Annotated in this window: 28 protein-coding genes; 21 read left to right on the top strand and 7 right to left on the bottom strand. The window is 35.8% G+C overall.

The features are described from left to right. The first annotated feature begins 68 nt into the window (after positions 1-68). The 4 genes from MP478_RS15620 (at position 69) to MP478_RS15605 (ending at position 3,204) form a co-directional block, all read left to right on the top strand. Entirely contained in the window at positions 69-512 is a 444-nt protein-coding gene (locus MP478_RS15620) for a 6-carboxytetrahydropterin synthase (RefSeq protein ID WP_047488007.1), read from the top strand. A gap of 27 nt (positions 513-539) precedes the next feature. Continuing rightward, positions 540-1,310 (top strand): UDP-2,3-diacylglucosamine diphosphatase, encoded by a 771-nt coding sequence (locus MP478_RS15615; RefSeq protein ID WP_257200937.1) that lies wholly within the window; start codon positions 540-542, stop codon positions 1,308-1,310. A gap of 196 nt (positions 1,311-1,506) precedes the next feature. Continuing rightward, positions 1,507-2,493: an acyl transferase gene (locus MP478_RS15610; protein WP_257200936.1), complete on the top strand. Its 987-nt coding sequence runs from the start codon at positions 1,507-1,509 to the stop codon at positions 2,491-2,493. Positions 2,494-2,658: 165 nt separating this feature from the next. Next, positions 2,659-3,204 (top strand): hypothetical protein, encoded by a 546-nt coding sequence (locus MP478_RS15605; RefSeq protein ID WP_230040680.1) that lies wholly within the window; start codon positions 2,659-2,661, stop codon positions 3,202-3,204. Between the two features lie 53 nt (positions 3,205-3,257). Here MP478_RS15605 and aqpZ read toward each other — a convergent pair whose 3' ends face one another. Next, positions 3,258-3,974 carry an aquaporin Z gene (gene aqpZ, locus MP478_RS15600; protein ID WP_230040842.1) on the bottom strand — a complete coding sequence of 239 codons (717 nt, stop codon included), beginning with the start codon at positions 3,972-3,974 and terminating at the stop codon, positions 3,258-3,260. A 222-nt stretch (positions 3,975-4,196) separates the two neighbouring features. On the opposite strand from aqpZ, the gene MP478_RS15595 reads away from it, so the two are divergent. The 16 genes from MP478_RS15595 (at position 4,197) to MP478_RS15520 (ending at position 20,488) form a co-directional block, all read left to right on the top strand. Next, on the top strand, positions 4,197-4,817 hold the full coding sequence (locus MP478_RS15595) for a DUF5715 family protein (RefSeq protein ID WP_230040678.1): 621 nt from the start codon (positions 4,197-4,199) through the stop codon (positions 4,815-4,817). Between the two features lie 65 nt (positions 4,818-4,882). Beyond that, the gene (locus MP478_RS15590) at positions 4,883-5,653 is read left to right on the top strand and encodes a hypothetical protein (protein ID WP_257190837.1); all 771 of its coding nucleotides are present in this window, start codon (positions 4,883-4,885) and stop codon (positions 5,651-5,653) included. Between the two features lie 13 nt (positions 5,654-5,666). Continuing rightward, positions 5,667-6,290, top strand: coding sequence for a hypothetical protein (locus MP478_RS15585; RefSeq protein ID WP_257200935.1), 624 nt, complete (start codon positions 5,667-5,669; stop codon positions 6,288-6,290). Positions 6,291-6,352: 62 nt separating this feature from the next. Then, positions 6,353-7,075: a sensor histidine kinase gene (locus MP478_RS15580; protein WP_230040672.1), complete on the top strand. Its 723-nt coding sequence runs from the start codon at positions 6,353-6,355 to the stop codon at positions 7,073-7,075. Beyond that, positions 7,041-7,718 (top strand): response regulator, encoded by a 678-nt coding sequence (locus MP478_RS15575; RefSeq protein WP_257190834.1) that lies wholly within the window; start codon positions 7,041-7,043, stop codon positions 7,716-7,718. Before MP478_RS15580 ends, MP478_RS15575 begins: the two co-directional genes overlap by 35 nt. A gap of 158 nt (positions 7,719-7,876) precedes the next feature. Continuing rightward, the gene (locus MP478_RS15570) at positions 7,877-9,232 is read left to right on the top strand and encodes a DUF2235 domain-containing protein (protein WP_257200934.1); all 1,356 of its coding nucleotides are present in this window, start codon (positions 7,877-7,879) and stop codon (positions 9,230-9,232) included. Between the two features lie 255 nt (positions 9,233-9,487). Then, positions 9,488-10,225 (top strand): hypothetical protein, encoded by a 738-nt coding sequence (locus MP478_RS15565; protein WP_230040666.1) that lies wholly within the window; start codon positions 9,488-9,490, stop codon positions 10,223-10,225. Between the two features lie 46 nt (positions 10,226-10,271). Continuing rightward, positions 10,272-10,928: a hypothetical protein gene (locus tag MP478_RS15560; protein ID WP_257200933.1), complete on the top strand. Its 657-nt coding sequence runs from the start codon at positions 10,272-10,274 to the stop codon at positions 10,926-10,928. A 6-nt stretch (positions 10,929-10,934) separates the two neighbouring features. Continuing rightward, positions 10,935-11,960 (top strand): hypothetical protein, encoded by a 1,026-nt coding sequence (locus MP478_RS15555; protein WP_257200932.1) that lies wholly within the window; start codon positions 10,935-10,937, stop codon positions 11,958-11,960. Between the two features lie 59 nt (positions 11,961-12,019). Beyond that, positions 12,020-12,268: a hypothetical protein gene (locus tag MP478_RS15550; protein WP_230040661.1), complete on the top strand. Its 249-nt coding sequence runs from the start codon at positions 12,020-12,022 to the stop codon at positions 12,266-12,268. Between the two features lie 200 nt (positions 12,269-12,468). Beyond that, positions 12,469-14,394 (top strand): ABC-F family ATP-binding cassette domain-containing protein, encoded by a 1,926-nt coding sequence (locus tag MP478_RS15545; RefSeq protein ID WP_230040659.1) that lies wholly within the window; start codon positions 12,469-12,471, stop codon positions 14,392-14,394. Between the two features lie 147 nt (positions 14,395-14,541). After that, complete coding sequence (locus MP478_RS15540) at positions 14,542-14,898, top strand: hypothetical protein (RefSeq protein ID WP_257190832.1); 357 nt, start codon at positions 14,542-14,544, stop codon at positions 14,896-14,898. Between the two features lie 268 nt (positions 14,899-15,166). After that, complete coding sequence (locus MP478_RS15535; RefSeq protein WP_257200931.1) at positions 15,167-17,551, top strand: TonB-dependent receptor; 2,385 nt, start codon at positions 15,167-15,169, stop codon at positions 17,549-17,551. 43 nt (positions 17,552-17,594) lie between these two features. Then, positions 17,595-18,185, top strand: a complete 591-nt coding sequence (locus MP478_RS15530) for a hypothetical protein (protein WP_257200930.1) — start codon at positions 17,595-17,597, stop codon at positions 18,183-18,185. 162 nt (positions 18,186-18,347) lie between these two features. Continuing rightward, positions 18,348-19,682: a trigger factor gene (locus tag MP478_RS15525; protein ID WP_230040653.1), complete on the top strand. Its 1,335-nt coding sequence runs from the start codon at positions 18,348-18,350 to the stop codon at positions 19,680-19,682. Positions 19,683-19,801: 119 nt separating this feature from the next. After that, positions 19,802-20,488, top strand: coding sequence for a hypothetical protein (locus MP478_RS15520; RefSeq protein WP_257200929.1), 687 nt, complete (start codon positions 19,802-19,804; stop codon positions 20,486-20,488). Positions 20,489-20,542: 54 nt separating this feature from the next. Here the strand turns inward: MP478_RS15520 and MP478_RS15515 are convergent, their stop codons facing one another. Then, positions 20,543-21,127, bottom strand: a complete 585-nt coding sequence (locus MP478_RS15515; RefSeq protein ID WP_257190828.1) for a DUF3109 family protein — start codon at positions 21,125-21,127, stop codon at positions 20,543-20,545. Between the two features lie 6 nt (positions 21,128-21,133). Next, a complete protein-coding gene (locus MP478_RS15510; protein WP_257190827.1) occupies positions 21,134-22,039 on the bottom strand; it encodes a DUF6427 family protein in 906 nt (301 codons plus the stop codon). A gap of 42 nt (positions 22,040-22,081) precedes the next feature. Between MP478_RS15510 and MP478_RS15505 the strand changes: the two genes are divergently transcribed. Further along, positions 22,082-22,315, top strand: a complete 234-nt coding sequence (locus MP478_RS15505) for a hypothetical protein (protein WP_230040640.1) — start codon at positions 22,082-22,084, stop codon at positions 22,313-22,315. Positions 22,316-22,399: 84 nt separating this feature from the next. Here MP478_RS15505 and MP478_RS15500 read toward each other — a convergent pair whose 3' ends face one another. The 4 genes from MP478_RS15500 to MP478_RS15485 are packed head-to-tail and all read right to left on the bottom strand — an operon-like array spanning position 22,400 to position 24,705. After that, entirely contained in the window at positions 22,400-22,837 is a 438-nt protein-coding gene (locus tag MP478_RS15500) for a universal stress protein (protein ID WP_230040638.1), read from the bottom strand. A 60-nt stretch (positions 22,838-22,897) separates the two neighbouring features. After that, on the bottom strand, positions 22,898-23,503 hold the full coding sequence (locus MP478_RS15495; protein ID WP_230040636.1) for a fumarylacetoacetate hydrolase family protein: 606 nt from the start codon (positions 23,501-23,503) through the stop codon (positions 22,898-22,900). An 11-nt stretch (positions 23,504-23,514) separates the two neighbouring features. After that, positions 23,515-23,937, bottom strand: a complete 423-nt coding sequence (locus MP478_RS15490) for a DUF2007 domain-containing protein (RefSeq protein WP_230040635.1) — start codon at positions 23,935-23,937, stop codon at positions 23,515-23,517. 3 nt (positions 23,938-23,940) lie between these two features. Beyond that, a complete protein-coding gene (locus MP478_RS15485) occupies positions 23,941-24,705 on the bottom strand; it encodes a 3'-5' exonuclease (RefSeq protein WP_230040633.1) in 765 nt (254 codons plus the stop codon). Positions 24,706-24,753: the final 48 nt, after the last annotated feature.

The following is a 24,753-nucleotide window of genomic DNA, read 5'->3' as shown; positions in this document are numbered from 1 at the left end:
GATGAGTTTAATAGCTGTAATAGAAACAGTCTTTTCTGTGTTTAGCTGTTTTGTCATATCTTTGCACTATGATACGTATAACAAAAATTTTTACCTTCGAAACAGCTCACGTACTGTACAACTACGATGGGAAGTGTAAAAATATGCACGGGCATTCCTATAAACTGTTTGTAACGGTAAAGGGAAGACCTATTAATGATATAGAAAACCCTAAGAATGGGATGGTGGTGGATTTTGGAGATATCAAAAGTATCGTAAAATCTGAAATTGTAGATGTTTGGGACCATTCTGTTCTGGTGAATGCATTATCTCCTCACAAAGAACTGGGAGATGATCTTGAACAGAAAGGACATAAAGTAATCTACTGCAGTTTCCAGCCGACCTGTGAAAATATGTTGTATGCTATTGCTGCAAAAGTGAAATCTAAACTTCCTGAAGGAATTTCTCTGGCTTATCTTAAACTTCATGAGACTGAAAATTCTTATGGAGAATGGTTTGCAGAAGATAATTAATAATTCATTTCCAATAAAGTTCAGACGGTGTTAAAAACAACAATTAATTTAGAACCTGGAAAAAAGGTATATTTTGCTTCAGATCAGCATTTTGGAGCTCCAACTCCTAAGGAGAGCAGGATACGTGAGGAGAAATTTATACGTTGGATGAATGAGATCAAAGAAGATGCTCAGGTTTTATTTTTAATGGGAGATCTTTTTGACTTCTGGCATGAGTGGAAACATGTTGTTCCCAAAGGATATGTGCGTGTTCTTGGTAAAATTGCTGAACTGAAAGACCGGGGAATCCATATTTATTTTTTTGTGGGAAACCATGATCTTTGGATGAAAGATTATCTGGAGGAGGAAATAGGATGTACCGTTTTTTATCAGAAGCAATATTTTGAAATGGGCGGAAAACAGTTTTTGTTAGCTCATGGAGATGGGCTGGGACCGGGAGACAAAGGATATAAGAGAATGAAAAAGTTATTCACAAATCCTGTGGCACAATGGTTTTTCAAGTGGTTGCATCCCGATATTGCCATGAAAATGGCCTTATATCTTTCCCAAAAAAATAAAATGATTTCCGGAGAAGAGGACAAAGCATTTTTAGGAGAAGACAAAGAATTTTTGATCATCTATTCCAAAGAAAAGCTGAAGACAGAGAAGATAGACTATTTCATTTATGGGCATCGTCATCTTCCTATGGTGCTGGATCTGGGACAGCGCTCACAATATATCAACCTTGGTGACTGGATCTCTTATTTTACATATGGAGTTTTTGAAAAAGATTTTGAGCTTAAGGTTTTTGATAAATAAACAAAAAAATTGCCTCTAAAAGAGACAATTTTCGAATGAACCTAAGCGCATTCTTGTTTTTAATCCATATTCCGAATAAGTGATTGCAAGAATTTTACCAAAGTTTAATTTTACAGTAAAAATTATTAAATAAAAAATATTCTTTCTTGAAATTCATTGTATTGAAGGGATGGAAGGGCTAAAAAAGATTTATAAATTGAAAAATATATTCGACATACAAACAGAACAGGATTTTGTGGAAGCATCATTGAAAACATTTCGTTATCAGTATGAAAATGTTGAGATATATAGAAAGTTCGTCAACTTTTTAAAAGTGAATCCTGATGAGGTAGACAGCGTATTGAACATCCCTTTTCTGCCTATAGAAATGTTCAAGAACCATCAGATTCTGGATAAGAATGCCTCTACAGATTTATATTTTCAGAGCTCAGGGACTACCCAGATGAATCTGTCGAAACATTTCATTGCCGATCAGAATTTATATGAAGAAAGTATTTATAAAAGTTTTGAGCAGTTTATAGGTAAGCCCGAAGATTTTATTTTTCTGGGGTTACTTCCAAGCTATCTGGAAAAACAAAATTCATCATTAATTTATATGGTGGATTACCTGATAAAAAAATCGGGAAAACCGGAAAACGGATATTTTCTTTATAACCATTCAGACCTTTTTGACCTTTTAAGCCAATTGAAAGATCAAAAAGTTATCCTTTTCGGAGTTTCTTTTGCCTTGCTGGATTTTTTGGATCATTGTCAGTCCAATACAGGTAATAAGTCTCTACGTTTTCTTGAAAATTTAGTCGTTATAGAAACCGGAGGAATGAAAGGGCGAAAAGAAGAAATGACAAAAGATGAACTTTTGCAAATTTTGCAGGAAGGCTTTAATACCCAAAAAATATACTCTGAATATTCGATGACGGAACTGCTTTCACAAGCATACTCTCTTGGAAATAATGAATATCAATGTCCAAACTGGATGAGGATTATGGTCAGGAATGCAGAAGACCCGTTGTCTTATGAAAAAGAAGGAAGAACAGGGGCTATTAACATCATAGACCTTGCCAATACCCATTCCTGTTCTTTCATTGCAACACAGGATTTGGGGAAAATAAACGGTGATAAATTCCAGGTACTGGGAAGAATAGACCACTCTGATATCAGAGGCTGTAGCTTACTGGTAAGTTGAAAGTTGAAAGCTATATAGATCCGCAATTCGAGGGGAGATTGAAGCCTTAAGATTATACATTTCTCAACAGCCTAAAGTTTCTAACCTCTAAGTCTCCTATCTCTAGTCTCTCTACTCTCTCAGTCTGTTCACGTCAATACATTATACATCATACTTTTAAAAACCATGATCAAAATAGAAGAACTTGTACATGCCTATATTCACTCTCACTGTGATTTTGAAAAAGAGCTTGTTCTGACTAATTATTTTCAGGCAGATTGGGAAGCAGATATTCTGATTGTTGATGCAGAAGGGTGTAGCCATGAAATTGAAATCAAACTTTCTAAAAGTGACTTTAAAAATGATTTCAAAAAATCATATATCAATAAAGAAACCGGTGAAAAGTTTCTGAAGCATGATAAAATTTCCTGTGGAGATTATATCTGCAATACTTTCAGTTTCCTGCTGCCTATGGGAATGGTAGATACCCATCTTATTCCCGAACACTGCGGAATTATTGAATTTTATCATAATGCAGATACATGGGAAACAGAATTTTATCCAATCCGGCCTCCTAAAAAGCTTCATGAAGATTCTTACTGGAGCTTGAATGATAAAGATCTTTTTATCAGGAAAATGGCACTCAATCTTCTTCAGCGTAAAATGGAAATCAAAGGAAAACATGAAGAACTTATTTTTAAAAACCCTTTTGATATTAAAAAGATAAAATAGAAAAACCTGCCAGCCGGCAGGTTTTTCTATTTTGTTATGAATTGAGAACCTCATTAATCTGCTATTTCTGCAGTATCTCTCTGAAGTAAGAATTTGTAGATTAATCCACCTACAATTCCTCCAAGGATAGGTGCTACCCAGAACAGCCAAAGCTGTGACATAGCGAGACCACCTGTGAAAACTGCCTGCGAAAGAGATCTTGCAGGGTTTACTGACGTATTGGTGATTGGAATAGAGATTAAATGGATCAGCGTAAGCGCAAGACCAATGGCAAGACCTGCAAATTTACCGTTTGCCCATTTATCCGTTGCTCCCATGATGATGATAAGGAAAAAGGCTGTTAATAAAAATTCAGCAAGGAATGCTGCGCCCATACTGAATGCCTTTCCGTTGTACACTGCCTCGCCATAGAAATTGGTGGCAAAATCACCCGGTTTTGAAAAATCTACCGCTCCGGCACCGTTAAGGATGGTATATAAACATCCGGCTGCTACAAGTGCTCCTAAACACTGTGCTACGATATAAGGGATCAGATCCTTGGCAGAAAATCTTCCTCCTGCTAAAAGTCCGAAAGAAACTGCAGGGTTGAAATGCCCTCCGGAAATATGACCTACCGCATAAGCCATTGTAAGAACAGTAAGACCAAAGGCTAAAGCCACCCCTAAAAGTCCTATACCAATATCGGGAACTCCGGCGGCAAAAACTGCGCTTCCACAACCACCGAAAACAAGCCAAAATGTGCCGAAAAATTCAGCAAAAAGTTTTTTTATCATATTGTTTATTTTTAAAATGTATCTCAAATGTAAAATTTATATCTTAAAGTAAAAAGTTAAAACTGAAAAAATATTTCAAAAATAAGAGAACAAAAATTATAAATTCAATAATTTGGTTTGAAGTTTGTTTGGGATTTATTTATATAGTACTATCATTGGAATGAATGATATAACATAAACATTTTATCTTTCATTCAGTAAATTTAAAAAGAGGAGTTAATGAAAAAGTTTCTTTGTGTGGTCTTTGTACCTTTTATTTATAATCTGCATTATGCGCAGGTGGCCAAAAGTGCAATGCGTGAATTTAAAGGGATCAAGGTTATGAATATCGAACCCACTGCTCTTTATAAGCCTCATATTGATGCTTCCAAAAGCTTTAAAATACAGCTGCTGAAAGATTCTAAAACAGTACAGAAATACGTTAATAACGGAAAGTTCCATAAAATAAAAAAATCCGGGAAAGGATATCATGTTCAGAAGCTTGATTACAGCAGACCCTGGATGGTATCTAAAGCAAAGGCGACATTAGAAAAAATGGGTACAAAGTTTAGCAAAGATACAAAGGGTGGAACATTCACCGTTTCCTCCATTACCCGGACACTTGAAGATCAAAACAGGTTAAGAAGAGTTAATTCTAATGCTTCACTGGGGATAAGTTCCCACAATTATGGAAATTCTTTTGATATCTCCTACATAAGATTCAATAATGTACTCAAATACAATCCAAAAATGGAACTGGCACTAGAGAAAGTTTTAAAGTATTATGCTAATGCTGGTAGAATTTATTACATCAAAGAGAAGCAACAGCGTTGTTATCATATTACAGTGAGAAATTATTAATTAAAATTCTTACTTGCATAGCATGTGTAGTTTGTATATTTTTATACAACTTAAAAACTATGATTATGACAACATTAAACAGCGAAGACTTCATGCTCTCTAAAGAGGAATGCAAAACAGCTATGGACCAGTGGAGTTTACTTCTTTCCAATTTTCCTGAGCTGAAGAAATTAATTCCCGCCAATTATATTTTCGAAATAAACAAAGGGCATCTGGATTGGATGAGAGGAAATAGTGAATATCCGGAATTCTGTGCTGGGGTAGGTGTTTACAATAAAAATCTGATCATTATTTTATATCCTATGGATGAAAACGGATTGAGAAGAAGTATGGAAGAATATCCATGCAGCCTTCTTTGCCCGCTGGCATATGATTTAAAACTGCAGGAAATACAGCAGTATACGGTTGTTAAAAATGCTCTTCTTTCTAAAGACCTTCAGAATATTGATAAGAATGCAGATATGTCTTTCCCGATTTCCAGTAAACCGGTCCTTGAGCAGGATAAGGCCATAGAAGCTATTGAAAGATGGAGAAATGAAGGAATGGATTGGTTTTATCAGGAATGTACAGCATACAAGGGAACGAGAATCTTTACTAAGTTTTATGTTCCTACAGAAGATTTATGCCTTTCAGATAAAAATTTAACCAGAATAGTATGCTCATTCGGATTAAGATACAGTGATATTTATGGAAGAATGTTAGTAACGCTTGTTTTTATTTCTTTTCTTGAAAATCTGGAAAGCAGTAATACAGGAAGCAGTGCAATAACTGAAGCCAATACATACGATTGGGCAAAACCTTGCCCGCCAATTTGCCGTATACCGGATGCACTATAATTATAACTGAGGAATGGCGGATTTTTATAAGGCGATTTTATTCCTGAACTATGGTCTTCTTCTATCAGTGATATTGCTGGGAGCAGAAAAATACCGCATATTACATAATAAAGAAAAGCACTATTTTCACTGTATTGCTTTTCTTTTCTTTATTGAGCTGCTGAATCTTGTCCTGCCTTATGTTTTTAATCTCAACGATACGTCATTTCTTTATCCTCTTTATATAGCCGGGGAGTTTTTTTTATTGTCGGTGTTATTTATCAGGAAGCTGGAGCTACCCAGGAATTTCCTGGCTCTCGTTGCAGTAGTGGCTGCCGGATTTATGATTTCAAAATATGGGTTTAATTACCCTGTCAATGCAGATATAGCTAAAGTAGTTTCTAATATTATGATCATCTGTCTTTCTGGATTTACATTGATTCGGGAAATTAAAGATACTTCTGCACAAAACCGTTTTCTTTTAACAGATGCCAGTATTTTTTTCTATTACTCGGTTTCGGTATTTATTTTTATCGTGCAGCATCAGATCGCTAACCTGTCTGAGGACGATTATTATATTATTTTTAGTGCCAACAATATCCTGTCCGGGATTTTGTACTGTTCATTTTTATATACCTTCATCAAATTAAAGAAGTAAGCCTAAATATTAACCTGTTAATCCTTATAATTGTTACCATAACAGTTATAGTAGCTTTTATTTTGCTTGCCTACAGGTCTTTTATCAGCAGGATTATAAAAGAAAAAAATGTACAGCATGAAGCAGAAGTCCTTCATCAGAAAAAGCTGGCACTGGAAAATATTAAGGTTCAGGAAGAAGAAAGAAAAAGAATAGCGGTAACCATTCATGATGATATAGGAAACAGACTTAACATTCTTTCTTTATGGCTGAACAATCTCGACACCAAAGGGGATGAAATTATTAAAAAAAATATCTACAGTCAGATGTCTGCCCTGATTGATGCAGCCAGAAGTATTTCGCATTCATTATATCCTGTTAACCTGGAATCTGTAGGACTGGTGCTGTATGTGGAAGAACTGATTGCCAATCTTTCCCATAAAATCAATCTTTCCCTGCAGGTAATGCCCGGATACAAAAAGAAAGATCTTTTTGTGGAAGTACAGTTGTACAGAATTATTCAGGAATTTACAACCAATGTAATCAAACATTCTGATGCTACGGATATTTGGATCTATATTAAAGATTACCCTCATCATATGGCAGTTGTGATTTCAGATAACGGCCAGGGTTTCGATTACGATCAGGTGAAAAAAGGAATGGGTATTAAGAATATCGAATCCAGAATCAAGTCAATGAATGCCACTTATAAATGGAAAAGTACTTTCTTAAATAAAGGAAGCCGTATAATTATTAAAATTCCCAAACATAATGAGTTCCCAAATCAAGATAGCCCTGATAGATGATGAACAGCTGATCCTGGAAGGAGTAAAGATGCTGCTGTCCAATGAAAAAAATATATCGGTATGCCTTACCGCAGATAATGGCCCCGATTTTATTGAGCAATTGGAAAATATTTCTGAAAATGAATTTCCTGATATTGCCCTGGTAGATGTTCAGATGAAACCGATGAATGGTTTTGAACTGGTAGAGATTCTTAAAGAAAAATATCCTGACCTTAAAATTATCATTCTTTCCTCCCACTATAAGACCTCTATTCTGGGGTACATGGTGAAGTTGGGAGTTTCTGCATTTCTTCCCAAAAACTCCAATAAAAAAATATTTATTGAAGCCATTACCATGGTCAATAAAAATGGAGTGTTCTTTACCGCTGAAGACCATCAGATGTTATTCACTTATATGAACAGCTCGGCAAAGAAAAACTCGCTTTTTGAAACAGAAGATGAGCTGTCTGAAAGAGAAAAAGACGTTGTAAAACTTATTTGTCAGGAATTTACAAATAATGAAATCGGAGAAAAGCTCTTCATCAGCCCAAGAACGGTAGAGAGTCACAGACAGCGGATCCTGGAGAAAATTGGAGCTAAAAATACAGTGGGCATAGTGATTTACGCCATTATAAACAATATTTATTCGCTTGACAAATTATAGCCTCATTCCGTAGAAATACGGAATTTTTTATTTGGTACTTTTCACGCTAGTTTAGCATTCCTTTCTTCTGTTACTTTGAAAATATCCAGGCCAGAGACCTTTGGATGAAATTTGAATGTACAATGCAGATCAATCTGTAACATAAATGATTAAAAAGAATGGAGGACAGCAACATAATTTCTGTTGGAATCTTCTTTGATGGTACTGGAAATAATGGAGTAAACGCTTTTTCACCGGATAAGCCACTAAAGAATAATGAAAGCTACTATGGTGCTTTTACCAATATTTACAAACTATACAACCTATTTCGTGGGAATCAAAAAATATATATTGAAGGAATAGGAACGGTAATAGGAGGTGAAGACAATAACTTTGCTATGGCCACCTGTGCAAACCCACCTTACGGTAACGGATATTCTTCCGACGATAAAATTCAGAAAGCAGATGCTTTTGTGCAGGAAATAATCAGGGATGAAAATAAAGAGTACCATTTCTACCTATACGGATTCGGGAGAGGAGGAATGCTGGCCCGGACTTTCTGTAACCGGCTTTTGTCTCACTATTCATCAATGCACATTAAAATTAAGTTTTTAGGTGCTTTTGATACGGTAGAATCCAAACCTTTTAATACCTATGACTTAAGCCTTTCCAATACAATAGAGCAAGCGCTTCACCTTTGTGCAATTAATGAATGCCGGTTCTTTTTTCCGCTTACCGGCTTTTTTGAAGACTCTAAAACCATACAGAACAAAAAATATGAAGACTGGAATTCCGTATGGAAAGAAATATTTGTTCCGGGAGCTCATGCAGATGTGGGCGGCGGATATCTGGAAGGCCCCCAGTCGGTCTATATCTCTACAGATTTTGTAAATGATACTGACCTGAATGATTATGTTTCAGATATAAGAAACGCAAAAACTGATGCCGGAGGAAACCGGATTTGGGAACACTTATTTTCCGGTTATCAGGTGGAGAAAGAAGGCCAGTTTTCTCAGGCTTTTGTCTGCCGGGATAAAGTATATAACCATCTCTCAAAAATATACGGAAGACTTATGCTGGAAGAGACCAATAAAAATGCGGTGGTTTTCGATGCTGATCTTGCAGCATTATATTTTGAAACAGATTCCGGGAAACATCCTTTCCTCAATAATTTTTATACACAGCTTACAGAACATGTGAAATTTACCTCCACTGATATAAAGCCGGCTTATAATTATAATGAGCTGGCAGACTATATCCATATTTCGGCTAATTTTGGATTATACAGCAATGCGTTGCTGAATAGGTCAGAATCTGAAATTAATACGGAACTGATCAACAATGGTTTGAATGTCTCCAGCAGTACCTTGGTAGATAAAGAAAGCAAGAAAAGACTTTCTATTGAACTTCATCTTCCCGAAGACAGCTTCGTAGCCGACTTTCTGTACGGGACCAATGTTCCTAATAACGATATCTGGATTCGTTCAGTTGTAAAAGCTCCAGCAATAATCAGGTTGAATGAATTTAACAATTAATCTCAATACTTTTCAGTTTTAAATTTAGGTTAGGGAACATTCTTTGGATGTTCTCTTTTATTTATAAAATACTTATTATCAATTGGGTATAATTACTGAATCTTGAATTTGGTATTTTATACTGTAGTTTTTGGTTTTTAATTCTCGTTACTTTGAATTGTTCATTTAACGAAGCTTCAAAATAAAAATATGAACAAAGGGCGTATTCTGAAAAGCCCAATATCAAAAAGAGTAAGAACATCAAAAATTAAACCAATGGAAAAGACACTCGTTCAAAAAGCAGCCACTACTGTATTCTCAATTGATTTCGATTTTACATCAAATGAGCAAAAAACAATTTTACAGTATCTACAAGAAAATAATTACAAATTAATGGGATATAAAGGTGCTTCAGGACCTAATCAGGTTTCTACAGGAGTACCGGCCTGGTTTGCTATAGGCTATCAGGAGATGTTTGGCGAAGTAGAAATTGATTACGAGCCAAGGTACAAAGTATATATTTACAATAAGTCCAATATTGGTACCAATACAACCATCCAGATGCAGGCACTGTCCAGCGAAATTCCTTTGGGAACTGCTGTAACTTTCCACCAGGATGGTTCTTTTTCTACTACTTCAGGAGCTCCGGCAGGAGTAATTACTGTGAAAAATGACAGAGGAGCAGGAACATCGAATATCACGATAGGACTTGCTGCGAAGGTAAATGGCGTATTTCAGCCTTTCTGTGCATTTACATGTACACCGCAGGGTTCTGTGAGTATGGAGCCTAACGAAAAAGTAGTTTTATTTGCAGCGCAAACTAATATGACTTCAGGATCTGTTACCGGTAATGCTACAGCACCCGGATGTAATTTTATATTTAGTGCTCAGAATATACAATATGATCTGCAGATGATCGCAGGAACTTACGGTATTGAAAGTGTACCTGGAGGAGCACCTGTGAATCCTGTATCTTCAGGAGAATCATTGACGCAGCTTCTAAATATTTTCTAAAAAAAATAAATCTTCCCGAAGGATCTGGTTCCTTCGGGATTTTATTATGGATATTAGATTAAACATATATTTCGATAAAAACGGAATAAATTATTTGACCAATACCAATCAGATGGTAGGTATCATAAGGTCTTATCCCGGGACAGCAGATTTGAAGTATATATGTCTTGCTTTCGCTCCTTTTATTAATAACAATCCATGTACTTTCTCAGATTGCTGGAAAGCATTGGCAAGCAGGATTGAGCCTCAAACGATGTCCGTTTATAAAGAAAATGTGTCAACAGATGCACAGTACGGGAAAAGGTACTCAGTCTCCAATATAGGTTTTTATGGTGTTCCTGACGATTGCCCTGCAGAAATGTTGGGAATAGATAACACTTCAGGTTCTATTTTATTTCCTGGTATTTCCCAGAAAATAAACGGGACTTTTGGAGTTTGCAATGCAGATTCTGCTTCTGTAAATACTATTATTTATTTTGACTATAGTGACGAGCTGTGGCTCTTCACGGCAAGTGGAATCTCCTCCAATATGGCCATTTCTTCCTCTCTTTTAGTACCTTCTGATCTAGTTTATTCTGATAGTAAAACGAAAAATATTACAATGAATAAATATCTCACTATTGATTTTCAGGAGGATACAGATGTGTATTTTGATTCAGCTACTAATGTATTCAAAATGGGAAAACTTCCTCAAAAAAAATAAATAGTCATGGAAAAAATAAATTACACAACAGAAGATTATCTATACGCATTAGGACAAAATAATTTAGTGTATAATGATGATTTCCGGTATTTCAGCAATCAGATATCAAGGAATGGGGCCATCATTTATGGTATTCCTGATGGATGGCTATATAGTGATAGCGGAGCCAACGGAAAAATTTCTTTTGATTCAAATGCTAATCAGTTGGTTATTCTAAAAAGTCAGACTTCCGATGAAATGTCTTTCAGCCAGGCTCTTCATGAATTTCCAAGATGGAAACAGATGCTGCCGGGAGAAACCGTTTCTGCTCAGGTTATTTTAAATTTAAAAGTGAGCGGAGAAGTAACGGTACAATTATCAGATGGCATAGATTCCAGTTCGGTTACCGTATCCCAAACAGGAGATCACGAATTAAATCTGCAACATCTAATCAATCCTTCAGCAACAAAGCTTATCCTTAGTGTTTTATCAAAAATTCCAAATGCCGAAATAAGAATTTCACGATGCTGTACCAATTTAGGCTTGCTTGCTCTTAAAAACCTTCCCTGTATCATTCGGGGCGTGATAGGAGAACGCAGACAGTATATCGCTACGGAATTTGCCCCAGAAGGAGAATTTTCATTATGTAATGCTCCTGTTGAACTGGATGTCAATTACACAAGATTAAATTCAATACTTAATTATAGGTTCGGAAAAGGACCCAACGGATTTTCTTTGTTATTGGATATGCGCGGATATTTCAGCCGGGCATGGAATAATCAGGCTACAGTAGACATGAATGCTACAGAAAGAAAAGCGCCCGGAACAGGAACCATTACAGGAGACCATGTCAGTACTTTTGAAAATGATATTTTTAAAAAACATGATCATGGCTTAAGGTTTTCTACAACAGCAGTGATTCCTCCTGGAAACGGGCCGGCTCCTATGAGTATTATTGATATAAAAAGTACTTCAAAAACAGATGTTGAGGCCGATGGTTTGGAAACAAGACCTAAAAATATAGCAGAACTATATACCATCAAATGGGCTTAGCCCTATAAACCTTCAGCATATTTAGTCCAATATTTTTTAACCCCAAAAAACAACATATTATGACAGTTTCAGCATGGCTTAAAAAAGCAAATAAACTTTTAGACACTTGTAATTACGAGATCAGTATTAAAAACGGCAGCAAACCGATTACAATGTCCGAGGCGACTACTTTGAACGAATTGCAAAATGAAATAGGGTCTCACCACGGGATCAGACAGGTAAAGTATAAAGAGGCTGCAGAAAGTCTTGAAGAAATGATTGCCATGGTAGAAGCGGGACAGAAAACACCGCCGCTTACTCCGGGATAGAACTTTTGAAACGTTACAAGTCCTGGAAGTTTCAGATGTAAATGCAGAAATCTATGTTTTAAAACGATAAAGTAAGTTTTGAATCTGGATTAAAAACTGTCCGAAAAGGGCAGTTTTTTTATTTCTGGACTATTTCATTTCTTTTTCCGTATTTTTGCCCTCGAAAATTCATTATTCATTATTAATTATTACTTTAAAAAATGCTTTCGGTTCAAGGTTTAGGATTACATCATTCGGGAAATTATTTGTTTCAAAATGTAAATTTCACGATTAAAAAAGACGATAAAATTGGTTTAGTCGGTAAAAATGGAGCAGGGAAATCCACTTTATTGAAAATGCTTTCAGGAGAAATTAACTTCTTCGAAGGAGATGTTGTAGCTGAAGGAAGCGCAACAATAGGTTTCCTGAAACAGGATCTTGATTTTGTAAAAGGAAGAACCGTTTGGAACGAAACCATGCAGGCTTTTGAGCAAATCAATGCCTGGAAAAATGAGCTTGAAGAGGTAAATCACCAGATGGCAACAAGAACCGACTATGAAAGCGATTCTTACACAGATCTGATTAATAAAATGACCGAGCTGAATGACCTTTTAATGAACCATGATGCCTACAATCTTGAAGGGGATATGGAAAAGGTACTGTTTGGTTTAGGTTTTAAAGCGGATGATTTCCAAAAGATCACCGATGAATTTTCAGGAGGATGGAGAATGAGAATAGAACTGGCAAAATTGCTTCTTCAAAAGAATGACATTATGCTTCTCGATGAGCCTACTAACCACCTGGATATGGAATCCATCATCTGGCTGGAAAACTTCCTGAAAGACTATCCGGGAGCAATCGTTCTGGTAAGTCACGATAAGCAGTTCATGACGGCTGTTTGTAACCGAACTTTTGATATCAACAACAGAAAAGTAGACGATTACAAAGCCAATTATACAAAATATCTGATCATGCGTGAAGACCGCCGTGAGAAACTGATTCAGGCTAAAAAGAATCAGGATGCGGAAATCAAGCAGATGGAAGACAATATTAATAAGTTCAGAGCCAGTGCTACTAAGGCCTCTTTTGCTCAGTCCCTTATTAAAAAGTTAGATAAAATTGAGCGTATCGAAGTTGATAATGAAGACGTTTCAAAATTCAATATCCGTTTCGTACAGTCTATGGTTCCCGGAAAAGTTATTTTTGAAGCAGAGCATTTAGGAAAAGCGTACGGAAAAAAACAAATTTTTGATGATGTAGATTTCATCGTTCAGAGAGGAGACAGAATTGCACTTCTAGGACAGAACGGACAAGGGAAAACTACTTTAGCTAAAATTCTGGCCGGAGATATTAAAGACTATTCAGGTTCCTGGAATCTTGGACATAATGTAAACATCGGTTATTTTGCTCAAAATCAGGAAGAGGTTTTAACACCCAATAAAACAGTATTGGAAGAAGCAGAAGATGCTGCTACGGAAGAAACAAGGCCTAGAGTAAGAGATTTATTAGGATCTTTCCTGTTTCAGGGAGAGGCCGTTTCTAAAAAAACAAAAGTACTTTCCGGAGGAGAGAGAAACCGTCTGGCACTTTGTAAACTATTACTTCGTCCTTTCAATACGTTGATTATGGATGAACCTACCAACCACTTGGATATCCAGTCTAAGGAGATTATAAAGCTGGCCTTACAGAATTTTGAAGGAACACTAATTGTCATCTCTCACGATAGAGAATTCCTTCAGGGGCTTTGTGATAAAATCTATGAATTCCGTGATGGAAAAATGAAAGAATTCCTTGGTGATATCAATGAATATCTGGAATACAGACAAAAAGAAACCATCAGAGAGATTTCTGCAGAAAAAGCTAAGCTTCACAATGAAGAGCCAAAAGCAGAGGCGAAGAAAGCGGAGGCAAAACCTGTAGCAGGCAATCAGTCAACGATTGTAAGCAAGGAACAGAAAAATATACAGAATAAAATTAAAAAGGTAGAAGAAAAAATTTCCGAACTTGAAATTAAGGTAGAAGAAATGGAAGCTTCTTTTGCCAAAGAAAATCCTTCTGATGAAACGTTGGAGAAATACAATAAAACTAAAGAAGAATTAGATTCCGCGTTGCAAGAATGGGAGTATCTGGGAACTCAGGTTAACTAAACGAAAATATAGAAGCTTCATAATTTTAATTTATGAAGCTTTTTTTTGTAACATAGGACCATTCATTTCTACCTATTGTCAGTAAGCATAAAAGTAATTTAATAAAAGGGTAGTCCCAGAGTTAAATTATTTTCATAATTTTGAAGAATGATTTTAAAAGAAAGCAGAAATCTGAAGAGTTTTATCTCCAAGCTATTGTTTGGAGTATATTTCCTCGCCCTGCTTTCTCAAAGCTTTCATCATCATGATTCTGTGGATTATTTTAAAGGGTTTAACCTTAAAAAGACCGAGAATACGATTACAAAAGCTATTACTAAAGAGAAAGCTGGCGATTGTCTGGCCTGCCACTTTTTGGTTACCGGACACACCTTAGCTCCTGAAGAATTCAGTTTTACTTTTGAGCACTATACTCATGAAGTAAAACAAATCATCGCCGTTCAGGAGAAAATCTGGTCACAGACCAAGTTTACATTTCAGCTTCGGGGACCTCCAGCAATTTCATAATCAATACATTCATATTGGGTTTAAAGTTTCGTGCTTTAAAGTTCAATGGTTAATACCCAAAGTTTGAGGTGTTATACAATAGTTGCGTATTGATAGTTGTATTATTTTTTCGATTATCGGTTTCCAGCCTGTATTTCTAATCCCCTCCTTCTTTCATCATTAATACATTGTACTTTTTACATTATACATGTACAAATAGGATAAGCCCATTCAACAAATTTTAACGAAAAATGTACCTGTTAAAGGGTACGCAATCAATCTATTTATAATGAAATTGATATATTGCCTGTTACTGATCTTTTGCGGATCAGTATTTACGAGTGCACAGAAAATGTACACTGTACAAGGAACCGTTCAGGATTTTCATGATAAAACAATGCTGGAAAATGCAGTGGTGAAAATGGGAGGTTCTACAGTAAAAACAGATAAGAAAGGTAAATTTTCTTTTGATAAAATCCCTGCCGGAGAATATTCACTTACGGCACAGCATCCTGATTGTCATGATTATACTGAAAATATAAAAGTTGATCAGGATATTCACCTGGTTATCACTCTGGAACATCATAGTAATGATATAGAAACCGTTACCATACACGGAAATCATAAATCCAACGGATCTTTAATTGTGAAGACTATTGATAAAAAAGAAATAGAACGAAATGCCACAGATAACCTGGGGAATCTACTTTCTAAAATATCGGGAGTAGCCACCTTAAAGACGGGAAATAATATTGCAAAACCTATTATCCATGGTTTATATGGGAGCCGTATTTCCATTCTCAATAATGGGGTAAAGCTTGCTGAGCAGGAATGGGGTGTGGAGCATGCTCCCAATGTAGATATCAACAATTTTCAGCATATTGATGTGATCAAAGGAGCTTCTGCTTTAAAGTACGGGAGTGATGCCATAGGTGGTGTTGTCGTAATGGAGCCTGAGATTTTCCCTAAAAAAGATACCGTAAAAGGATCAGTGAATCTTTCAGGGATTTCAAACGGAAGAGGCTTGGGTCTGGATGTAGATGTTGCCAAAATATGGAAAAACGGCTGGGCGGTAAAATCAGGAGGAAGTATTAGAAAGCTGGGTGATCAGCATACTCCTGATTATAACCTGATGAATACAGGAATGGATTTTTCATCCTTTAATTTTACCGTGCAGAAAAATGAATATGACAAAGGAATTTCTTTTGACTATTATCTTACCAATCAGAATATAGGAATTTACAGAGGCTCTCATGTAGGAAACAATAATGATTTCTATAATGCGATGACCTTAAAAATTCCGGTTTATACAGGTGACTTTAGCTATGATATTGATAATCCGCGACAGGTTATAGAGCATCATATTGCAAAAGTTTCTGCTTTCAAAAGGTTTGAAAATATTGGAAAAGTTTCTGCGACTTACAGTTTTCAGTATAACCATAGACAGGAATATGATGTAAGAAGAGGTGATCTTAAAGACATTCCTTCTCTGGATCTTGCCTTGATGACCCACCAATTTAACCTTAATGATTTATTGGAAAGAGAAAAATGGTCTCTTGAAACAGGAATTGACGCAAGTTTTCAGAATAATTATTCGGATCCGGCTACCAAAGCAAGACGTCTGATTCCTAATTATGACAAATATGCAGCGGGAATATATTCTGTCTTTAAATATAAAATTTCACCGGAATTGAATGCTGAGGCTGGCGTAAGATATGATTTTACCCGTTATGATGTAACGAAATGGTATGATAAAAGTGACTGGAACAACAGATACGCTGATTCGTATAATGAGTTCTACATTAAAACGGATAAAAACAGAGTGCTGACACGTCCAAAAATTAATTATCAGAATGTATCATTTAATGCAGGCCTGGAATATCATCCGAATGCTTATTTTAATTTGAAATTTAACTATGCAAAAGTAGGGCGAACACCCAATATTGCAGAGTTATTTTCTGATGGATTACACCATTCCGCAGCGGTAATAGAAATAGGGGATATGGGATTGAAAAATGAAGACGGACATCAGTTTAACCTTACTGCAGATGTAAAATTCAATGTACTTAAAGGATTGAATGTTTCTGTAAACCCTTACTTTTTCATTACCAGAAACTTTATTAATGAAATACCAACGGGAGTACAGAATACAATAAGGGGAGTATTTCCGGTGTGGTCATACCAGCAGATTGATGCAAAAATGTATGGTGTAGACCTGGATATTAACTGGAAGCTTACAGATAACCTTACTTATACAGGTAAAGGAAGCTATCTGTATGGGCAGGATGATACCCACAATGAACCGCTGATTCTCATGATGCCTCCTAATTTCTCCAATGGATTACAGTTTAAAAAAGAGAACTGGAACAATTTTTATTTCAATCTTGAAAATCAGACCTTTTTAAAGCAAAGTAGATTTCCTGTTCACAATGCTTCAGTTACCATTTATGAAAACGGTGTGGAGGTTGAAAAAACGGTGGATCTAAGTACACCGCCAGCAGGGTTTTCCCTTTGGAATATAGGGACAGGAATTAATCTTAGCAAAAATCTTTCTGCAGGGCTTATTGTAAACAACATTTTTAATGTTTCGTACAGAAATTACCTTAACCGTATGCGCTTTTTTGCAGACGAAGCAGGAAGAAACTTCATTCTGAATTTTAGATACCGTTTCTAATATTCAATCTTAAAAACAAAAATTTTAATCTTAAATCAAAAAAATGAACAATTTATTCAATACTAAAAATATCACCAGATTATTAACCGTTTTATTCATTACTTTCTCTGTAATGTCTTGTCAGAGAGATAATGCATCAGAAGAGGACGACCTTCCGCAAGAAGATCTTACCAATATTATTTTACTGGTTAAGGATGTGGCAGCACAAACAACAACAACTTATAATTATAGTGTTGGAGCAGGTGGAGCACAGCCGATAAGTTTGGTAGATGGGAAAACATATGAAGTGGAAGTACAGTTTAAAAATGGAGATGAAGATTCTACTCAGGAGATCAAAGATGCAAAAGATGAGCACTTTTTAGTATTCAACTTTCCTAATTCTGACTTGACTCTTACCCGTACTGATGATGCGAGCTCCACAAGAGCAGACCATAATCATGTAGGTTTGAAAACAAAATGGGTGGTTACTAAAGCCATTAAGAACGCATCAGCACAAAGCCAGTTGATTTTAACGCTTTATCATGAACCCCAAACGGTTTCTGAAGCTTCTGCAGTAAGTGGCAACGGAGTGGTATACGGACAGCAGACCGGAGGTGAAACAGATGCTCAGGCTATTTATGGGATTATCAACTAAACAGACCTTAAGAGAATACAAATTTTAAATATCATATTTCGTAAAACCACTGATCATTCAGTGGTTTTCTACTTTATAAATATTTGAAGGCTAAGAATTTATTTGAAATGAGTTATTCTCATAAAAAATTCATATTTTTGCAACCTAAAATTTTAATCAATAATGAAGGTTACCGCACAAAACCATGATGACGTAAGTTCATTGCTTACTGTAACATTGGAGAAATCTGACTACAAAGAAAAAGTAGAAAAGCAGTTGATTAATTATGCTAAAAATGCGCAAGTTCCTGGATTCAGAAAAGGGAAAGTGCCTTTAAGTATGGTTAAAAAACAATATGAAGCAGGGATTGCATTTGAAGAAATCAACAAGCAAGTTTCTGATGCTTTGAACAGCTATGTTAATGAAAACAAATTAAGATTAGTTGGTCAGCCAGTTCCTCAGCCCGTTAATGAATTAGATTACAACGCTGATAAGATTGAGGTTGCTTTTGAAGTAGGGTATGAGCCTGAGTTTACTATAGATTTAGCTAAATATGAAGCTCCTCACTACAAAGTAGAAGCTTCTGAAAAAGAAATCAACAAGAGTATTGAAAACATGCAGAAGCGTTTTGCTGAGCAGGTTCCTCAAGATAAAATCACTAAAGATTCTTATATCGCTTTAGAGGTTTCTCAGGTTGTGGAAGAAGATGCCGAAGGAGAGCACCACCACCACCCAAAGAACGTTACAGTGACTGCTGAAAACAAAGAAGCTTTCAAATTAGTAAAAGCTTTGAAAATGGATGAGTCTGTAAAAGTTTCTAAAGAAACTCTTGCTGGTGATGAAGAATTAGCTAAAGGATTAGGATTCAGCAAGGAAGAAGTAGAGCACTTACACCACAATGAGGTAGAAGTAAAAGTAAAAGACTTCTATTCATTAAACCTAGCTGAGCTTAACGAAGACTTATTCAACAAAGTATACGGCGAAGGAACAATCAAGTCTGAGGAGGAACTTAAAGAAAAAGTAAAAACTGAATTAGATGAGTATTTCCAACAGAATGCTGATGTTCACTTTGTGAATAAAGTATTGGAGCAGGTAACAGAAAAAGAAGAAGTAAAACTTCCTGAGACGTTCCTTGTGAAATGGTTACTATTCTCTAACCAAAACATTCAGTCTGAGCAGCAGGCCAAAGAAATCTTAGAAGCTGAGAAAAACCAATTAAGATATCAGATCATCGAAGGTAAATTGATGACTGAAAACGAAATTCAGTTAGATTATGCTGATGTATTGGCACAAGCTGAGCAGTTAGTAAAAAATCAATTGGCGATCTACGGAATCCACCACCTTGGGGATGAGGAAATCCAGAAATATGCTGTTGAGATGCTAAAAGATCAGGAACAAGTAAGACAGATCTCTTCTGAAGTAGCTATGGCTAAATTGAAAGATGTTATTCTTGAAAAAGCAACAAAAAAAGAAACTAAAATTTCTCACGACGAATTTTTAGAAGAACTTAAAAAATAATTATATCCAATATAATATTTTAAAACCGTCAGTTTCTGGCGGTTTTTTTATTTAGTGGTGCTCTCGGCGTATGTCGGCCAATATTCATATATTTACCCTCTAAACTTATTATTACATATATGAAAAAGATTATCATTCCTTTTTTCTGCGCTGTGCTGTTCTCAGTTCCGGCTGCTGCTCAGAAGAAAGAGGCAGCTTCTGTTAAAACAGAAGCCACAACATCTAAACTGACTGCTAAAGAAGTAATAGATAATTATTTTAAGGCATTGGGTGGTAAAGATAAATTAGAGGCTGTAAAATCTACTATTACAGATAATACACTGAGTGTACAGGGGATGGAAATTACCATGTCAACTAAGAAGCTAGGGAATAAATTTAAATCTGTTCAGTCTTTAATGGGACAGCAGATGGTTCAGCTTTTCGATGGCGAGAAAGGGTATTTTGATCAGATGGGAAAGAAAACAGATATTCCTGCAGATAAGATTGCTGATTTAAAAAAAGGAAGGCCTGTAGATGCCTTAGCTTTTGATGCTGCTAATTTCCAGTCTGTAACCGTGGAGAATTTGGATGGTAAAAATTATAATGTACTGTCTTCAGACAAAGGTAAATTTTACTTTGATACCACTACAGGACTTTTGTATAAGACTCTTTCCGGTGAAGGAAATGTAACCGTAAAGAGCTATATGACTGTTGACGGAATTCAATTCCCTGCTGAGGTAGATGCTGAAGGAGGAGGCCAGAAAGTGAATATCAAAACAACAAAATTGGTGATCAATTCCGGAGTAACGGACGCTGATTTCAAATAAGAATTTTTACAAAACAAAAGCCGGATATTCCGGCTTTTGTTTTGTAAAAATAATTTAAGAACCATATTCTTTTTTCCATTCTTCAGCGGCTTCACTTAGAACATTATAAAAATCTTCACCATATTTTCTGGTCAATGGTGTTTTCAGGAATTTATAAACAGGAACCTGAAGTTCTTTTCCAAGGGCGCAGGCATCACTGCATACATTCCATTCATGATAGTTTAAAGCAGTGAAGGTAGAGTATTCTGTAATCCTGATAGGATAGAGGTGACAGGAGATAGGCTTCTGCCAGTCTACAGCACCATCTTCATAGGCTTTTTCAATCCCACATTTGGTAATTCCTTTATCATCAAAAGTTACATAAGCACATTCACGGTCCTCCACCATGGGAGTAACATACATTCCGTCGTGTGGATCAGTAGTCCATGTTCCCTGTTCTTCAAGGGCTTTCACTCCTTCCTGAGTAAGATAGGGCTTTACTTTATCAAAAATACGGTCTAAAATCTCAAGCTCGTCTTTATCCAACGGAGCTCCTACATCTCCTTCCACACAACATGCACCCTTACACTTGCTAAGGTTGCAAACAAATTCTTCGGAAAAAATATCCTCGGAAATCAATTTATCGTCTATCTGAATCATAATTTTTTAAAATAAATCAAAAACTGTACCTGCTTTAAAGCCAAGTAAACTGATAATAATAAGCCATAAGCCAGCTTCCCGCATCCAATATTTTGGTAAAAATCTCATCATTCTGCTCAGAATAATACTTGAAGGGAACGCTAAAAGCAACAGATATTCATAATTTGTATTCATATATAGAATAATTGTTACAAGCTGAGCAACGGAAAAAACCAGTAAGAATGTATACTTATATCTGCTTATCGGGCTTTTCTTATTATAATTTTTAAAATGGTCATATACTGCATAAATGAGCATAAGAACAATAGGGGTCAATGGTAACAGCTCTGTATAATCCGTTACAGGTCTCATTCTTCCAAATGGAAAATAATCTATGTTCCATGAAGTAAACTGAACAAAATACATCACCGAAAAATAACTGAATACAATCAGTACCATTCCTAACAGAAACCTGAAAAGGTTTAATCCTATTTTTGCAGATGTAGCCACCACGTGGATGATTACAAAAACAGCCATAGGCCAGGTAGTGGGAAGGAATATAAAATTCAATGCCACAATAGCGCCCACCAATACATATGACTTTTTTCTGATGTCTTCATCCGCACTCGTCAGAAGAAGGAGAAGAAAAGAATTGGTAAGCAGGGAAACTGCAATTCCAATATCTAAATTTCCCGGATAGAGCCCAAAAATAAAAACCGTATACAGAAATAACGGCAAATGAGTTTGATAATTAAGAGCAATACTGTGAAAACAAAAATATCCCAAAGCAATTCCCAGAAAAGTTATCCCTGCAACAATAGCCTCATATGTATTGAGATTCAGTATGTTAAATATTATTACTACTAAAAGAAGAAAACCAATATAAACAGGAATTGAAAAAATATTGCTTTCTTTTGAAAGTAATTTAAACATTTTTTATAAATTTGTACAAAGTTAATTTAAAAAAGGAAAATAATGACGTCTTTCTTTCTATTCTTAAGCAAAGTTTTCAAATGGTCTTTTGGGTTCTTTGAGACCTTTGGTAATGTTTTAAACTGGATTTTATTTATCGTTTGCTGTGTGATGTTTACGTATTGGTGTTATGTGCTGGTAGCTACATTAGGCGGTAATAAAGATAAAGACTATTATTCTCCTACGGAAGGTAAGAATCCTTACTACGATCCAAAAATCTATAAAAAAGAAGGTTAATTAATTGGTTATATAGTAAAAAACCGATCAAATGAAATTATTTGATCGGTTTTTTTATTACTAACGATTAAAATTTAATTTTCTTTAGTCATGGATAGGAAGGACTAAAACCGGAACAGGCGAATTTTTCGTAAGTCCTTTTGTAAGGCTGCCTACAAATACGTCATAAATGCCGCTTCTTCCATGTGATCCCATAACAATATAATCAGCATTTTTATCCTTTGCATATTCAATGATTATATCTTTAGCAAGTCCTTGTTTCAGAAGATGTTCACAATCAATATCATGGGCAATAATTCTCTGCTCAATTTTATTAAGCTGAACAAGTTCTTCTCTGATCTCATTCGCTTCCACTTCCGGAAAATATTGAAATCCCATATCTCCGATCGCAAATCCGATATCAGATGGAGCTACATGAATCAGATAAATTCTACCATTAAGCTGTTTGGCAAATTTGATGGCACCTTCTACCAGCTGTTCTGTCTTATCCCCAAAATCTACGGGTAATACAATATTTATCATAAGCCTTTAATTTTGTTACCTAAAGATAAGAAAAATTTACCACAGTTGATGTTAAATAACTTATAATATTCGGATATCAAGGATTTTTTCATCCTCAAGATAGGCTTCCAGAATATCGTTTTCCTCTACTTTTCCAACCCCTTTTGGAGTTCCTGTAAAAATAAGGTCGCCCACTCTTAAAGTAAAATATTGAGAGGCAAAGGCGATGATATCATCAATGCTGAAAATCATATCCCGGGTATTACCATCCTGAACCTTCTCTTTGTTTTTAAGAAGGGAAAATGACAATTTATTAAGAGTATAATTCTCTCTCTTAAAGAAATTCCCTACCACCGCAGAACCATCAAATCCTTTGGCAAGTTCCCAAGGAAGGCCCTTCGATTTCAGTTCACTCTGAAGGTCTCTGGCCGTAAAATCTATTCCTAAGCTAATTTCTTCATAGTGCTTGTGAGCAATTTCTTTCTGAATGTATTTTCCTCCTTTTGAAATTTTTACCACTACTTCAAGCTCGTAGTGGATATCATTTGAGAATTCAGGAATATAAAAATCATTCCCTTTTAAAACCGCTGTATCGGGTTTCATAAAAATGACAGGATTATCAGGGATTTCATTCCCTAATTCTTTCGCATGCTCGCTATAGTTTCTTCCTATACAGATTATTTTCATAACTTTTATTTTTAATGGGTAAACTCACTACCACAATAGTAACAATGGTATTGGTTTTTAGGGATTTTTATCGGAATTCCAATAATCAACCAGCTGATCCCGAAAATACCACCGGGTTTTTCATCCTGATAAATATGATTGGAACCACATTTCGGACAGACAAAACTGAATTCCGGGTTTTCAATAGTATGGTCTACCTCCAGCGAATATTCTTCGTTATCTTTATAATCCTGAAGAATCTGTTTCGCCTTTTCCAAATCATTTTCAAAGACCTGAAGCTGAATTCCTCCTACAGCCTGAGAAAGCAGCCAGTCCGACTGGATGAGCTGTTCATTGGCAATGAAGCTGTTAATCCCATTTTCAGCCAATATCTGCTTATCCCTATTGGCTTCAAGGGCATTATCATGAAATCGTAGAAGAATCAGGTTAGCCATTTTTTAAAATTTTCCTGTCAGTTGAATCTTTGTAAAAACTTTCTTGGTATACAATGGAAAATCGGCATTCTGAAGCCATCCGTAGTAGCCAAGATCCTTTTGGAATATAGCTTTTACTCCCTGGCCTTTATATTTTCCAAAGTTGAAAACTTCTTCCTTTTTTTCATTATATCCTATAAAACCTGCAAGATCTGCATTTTTATTATGAAAAGTAAACTCACTTAAAGGAGCTATTTCATTCGGAATATCATCATATTTTCCTATCTGTGCATCAAGTACCTCAAAAGTTGCCATTACATCAGCCTCTGCAGAATGGGCATTTTCTAATGTTTTCCCACAGTAAAACTGGTAGGCGGCACCTAAGTTTCTAGGTTCTTTTTTATGGAAAATTGTCTGTGCATCCACCAGTCTGAATTTGCTGAGATCAAAATCAATTTCTACCCTCAGAAGTTCTTCAGCCAATAAAGGAACATCAAATCTGTTGGAATTAAAACCTCCCAGGTCACTTCCGGTAAGCATTTCCATTATTTTAGGGGCAATTTCTCTGAAAGTAGGAGCCTCTTTTACATCTTCGTCATAAATTCCGTGAATCTCACTGGATTCTTTAGGAATAGGCATTCCCGGGTTTACACGCCATGTTTTGCTTTCTCTGGAAGCATCAGGGTTTACTTTGAGAATACAGATTTCAACAATTCTGTCTTTTCCGATATTCGTTCCTGTTGTTTCAAGATCAAAAATACAAAGCGGTTTATGGAGTTTTAAATTCATGTTGATAGTGATAATTTGAATAAGTGATAATATGTATTGATGCCGTCT

This window comes from Chryseobacterium sp. WG14, from assembly GCF_024586945.1.
Classification (GTDB): Bacteria; Bacteroidota; Bacteroidia; order Flavobacteriales; family Weeksellaceae; genus Chryseobacterium.
This window is presented reverse-complemented; position numbering and strand designations above follow the sequence as displayed.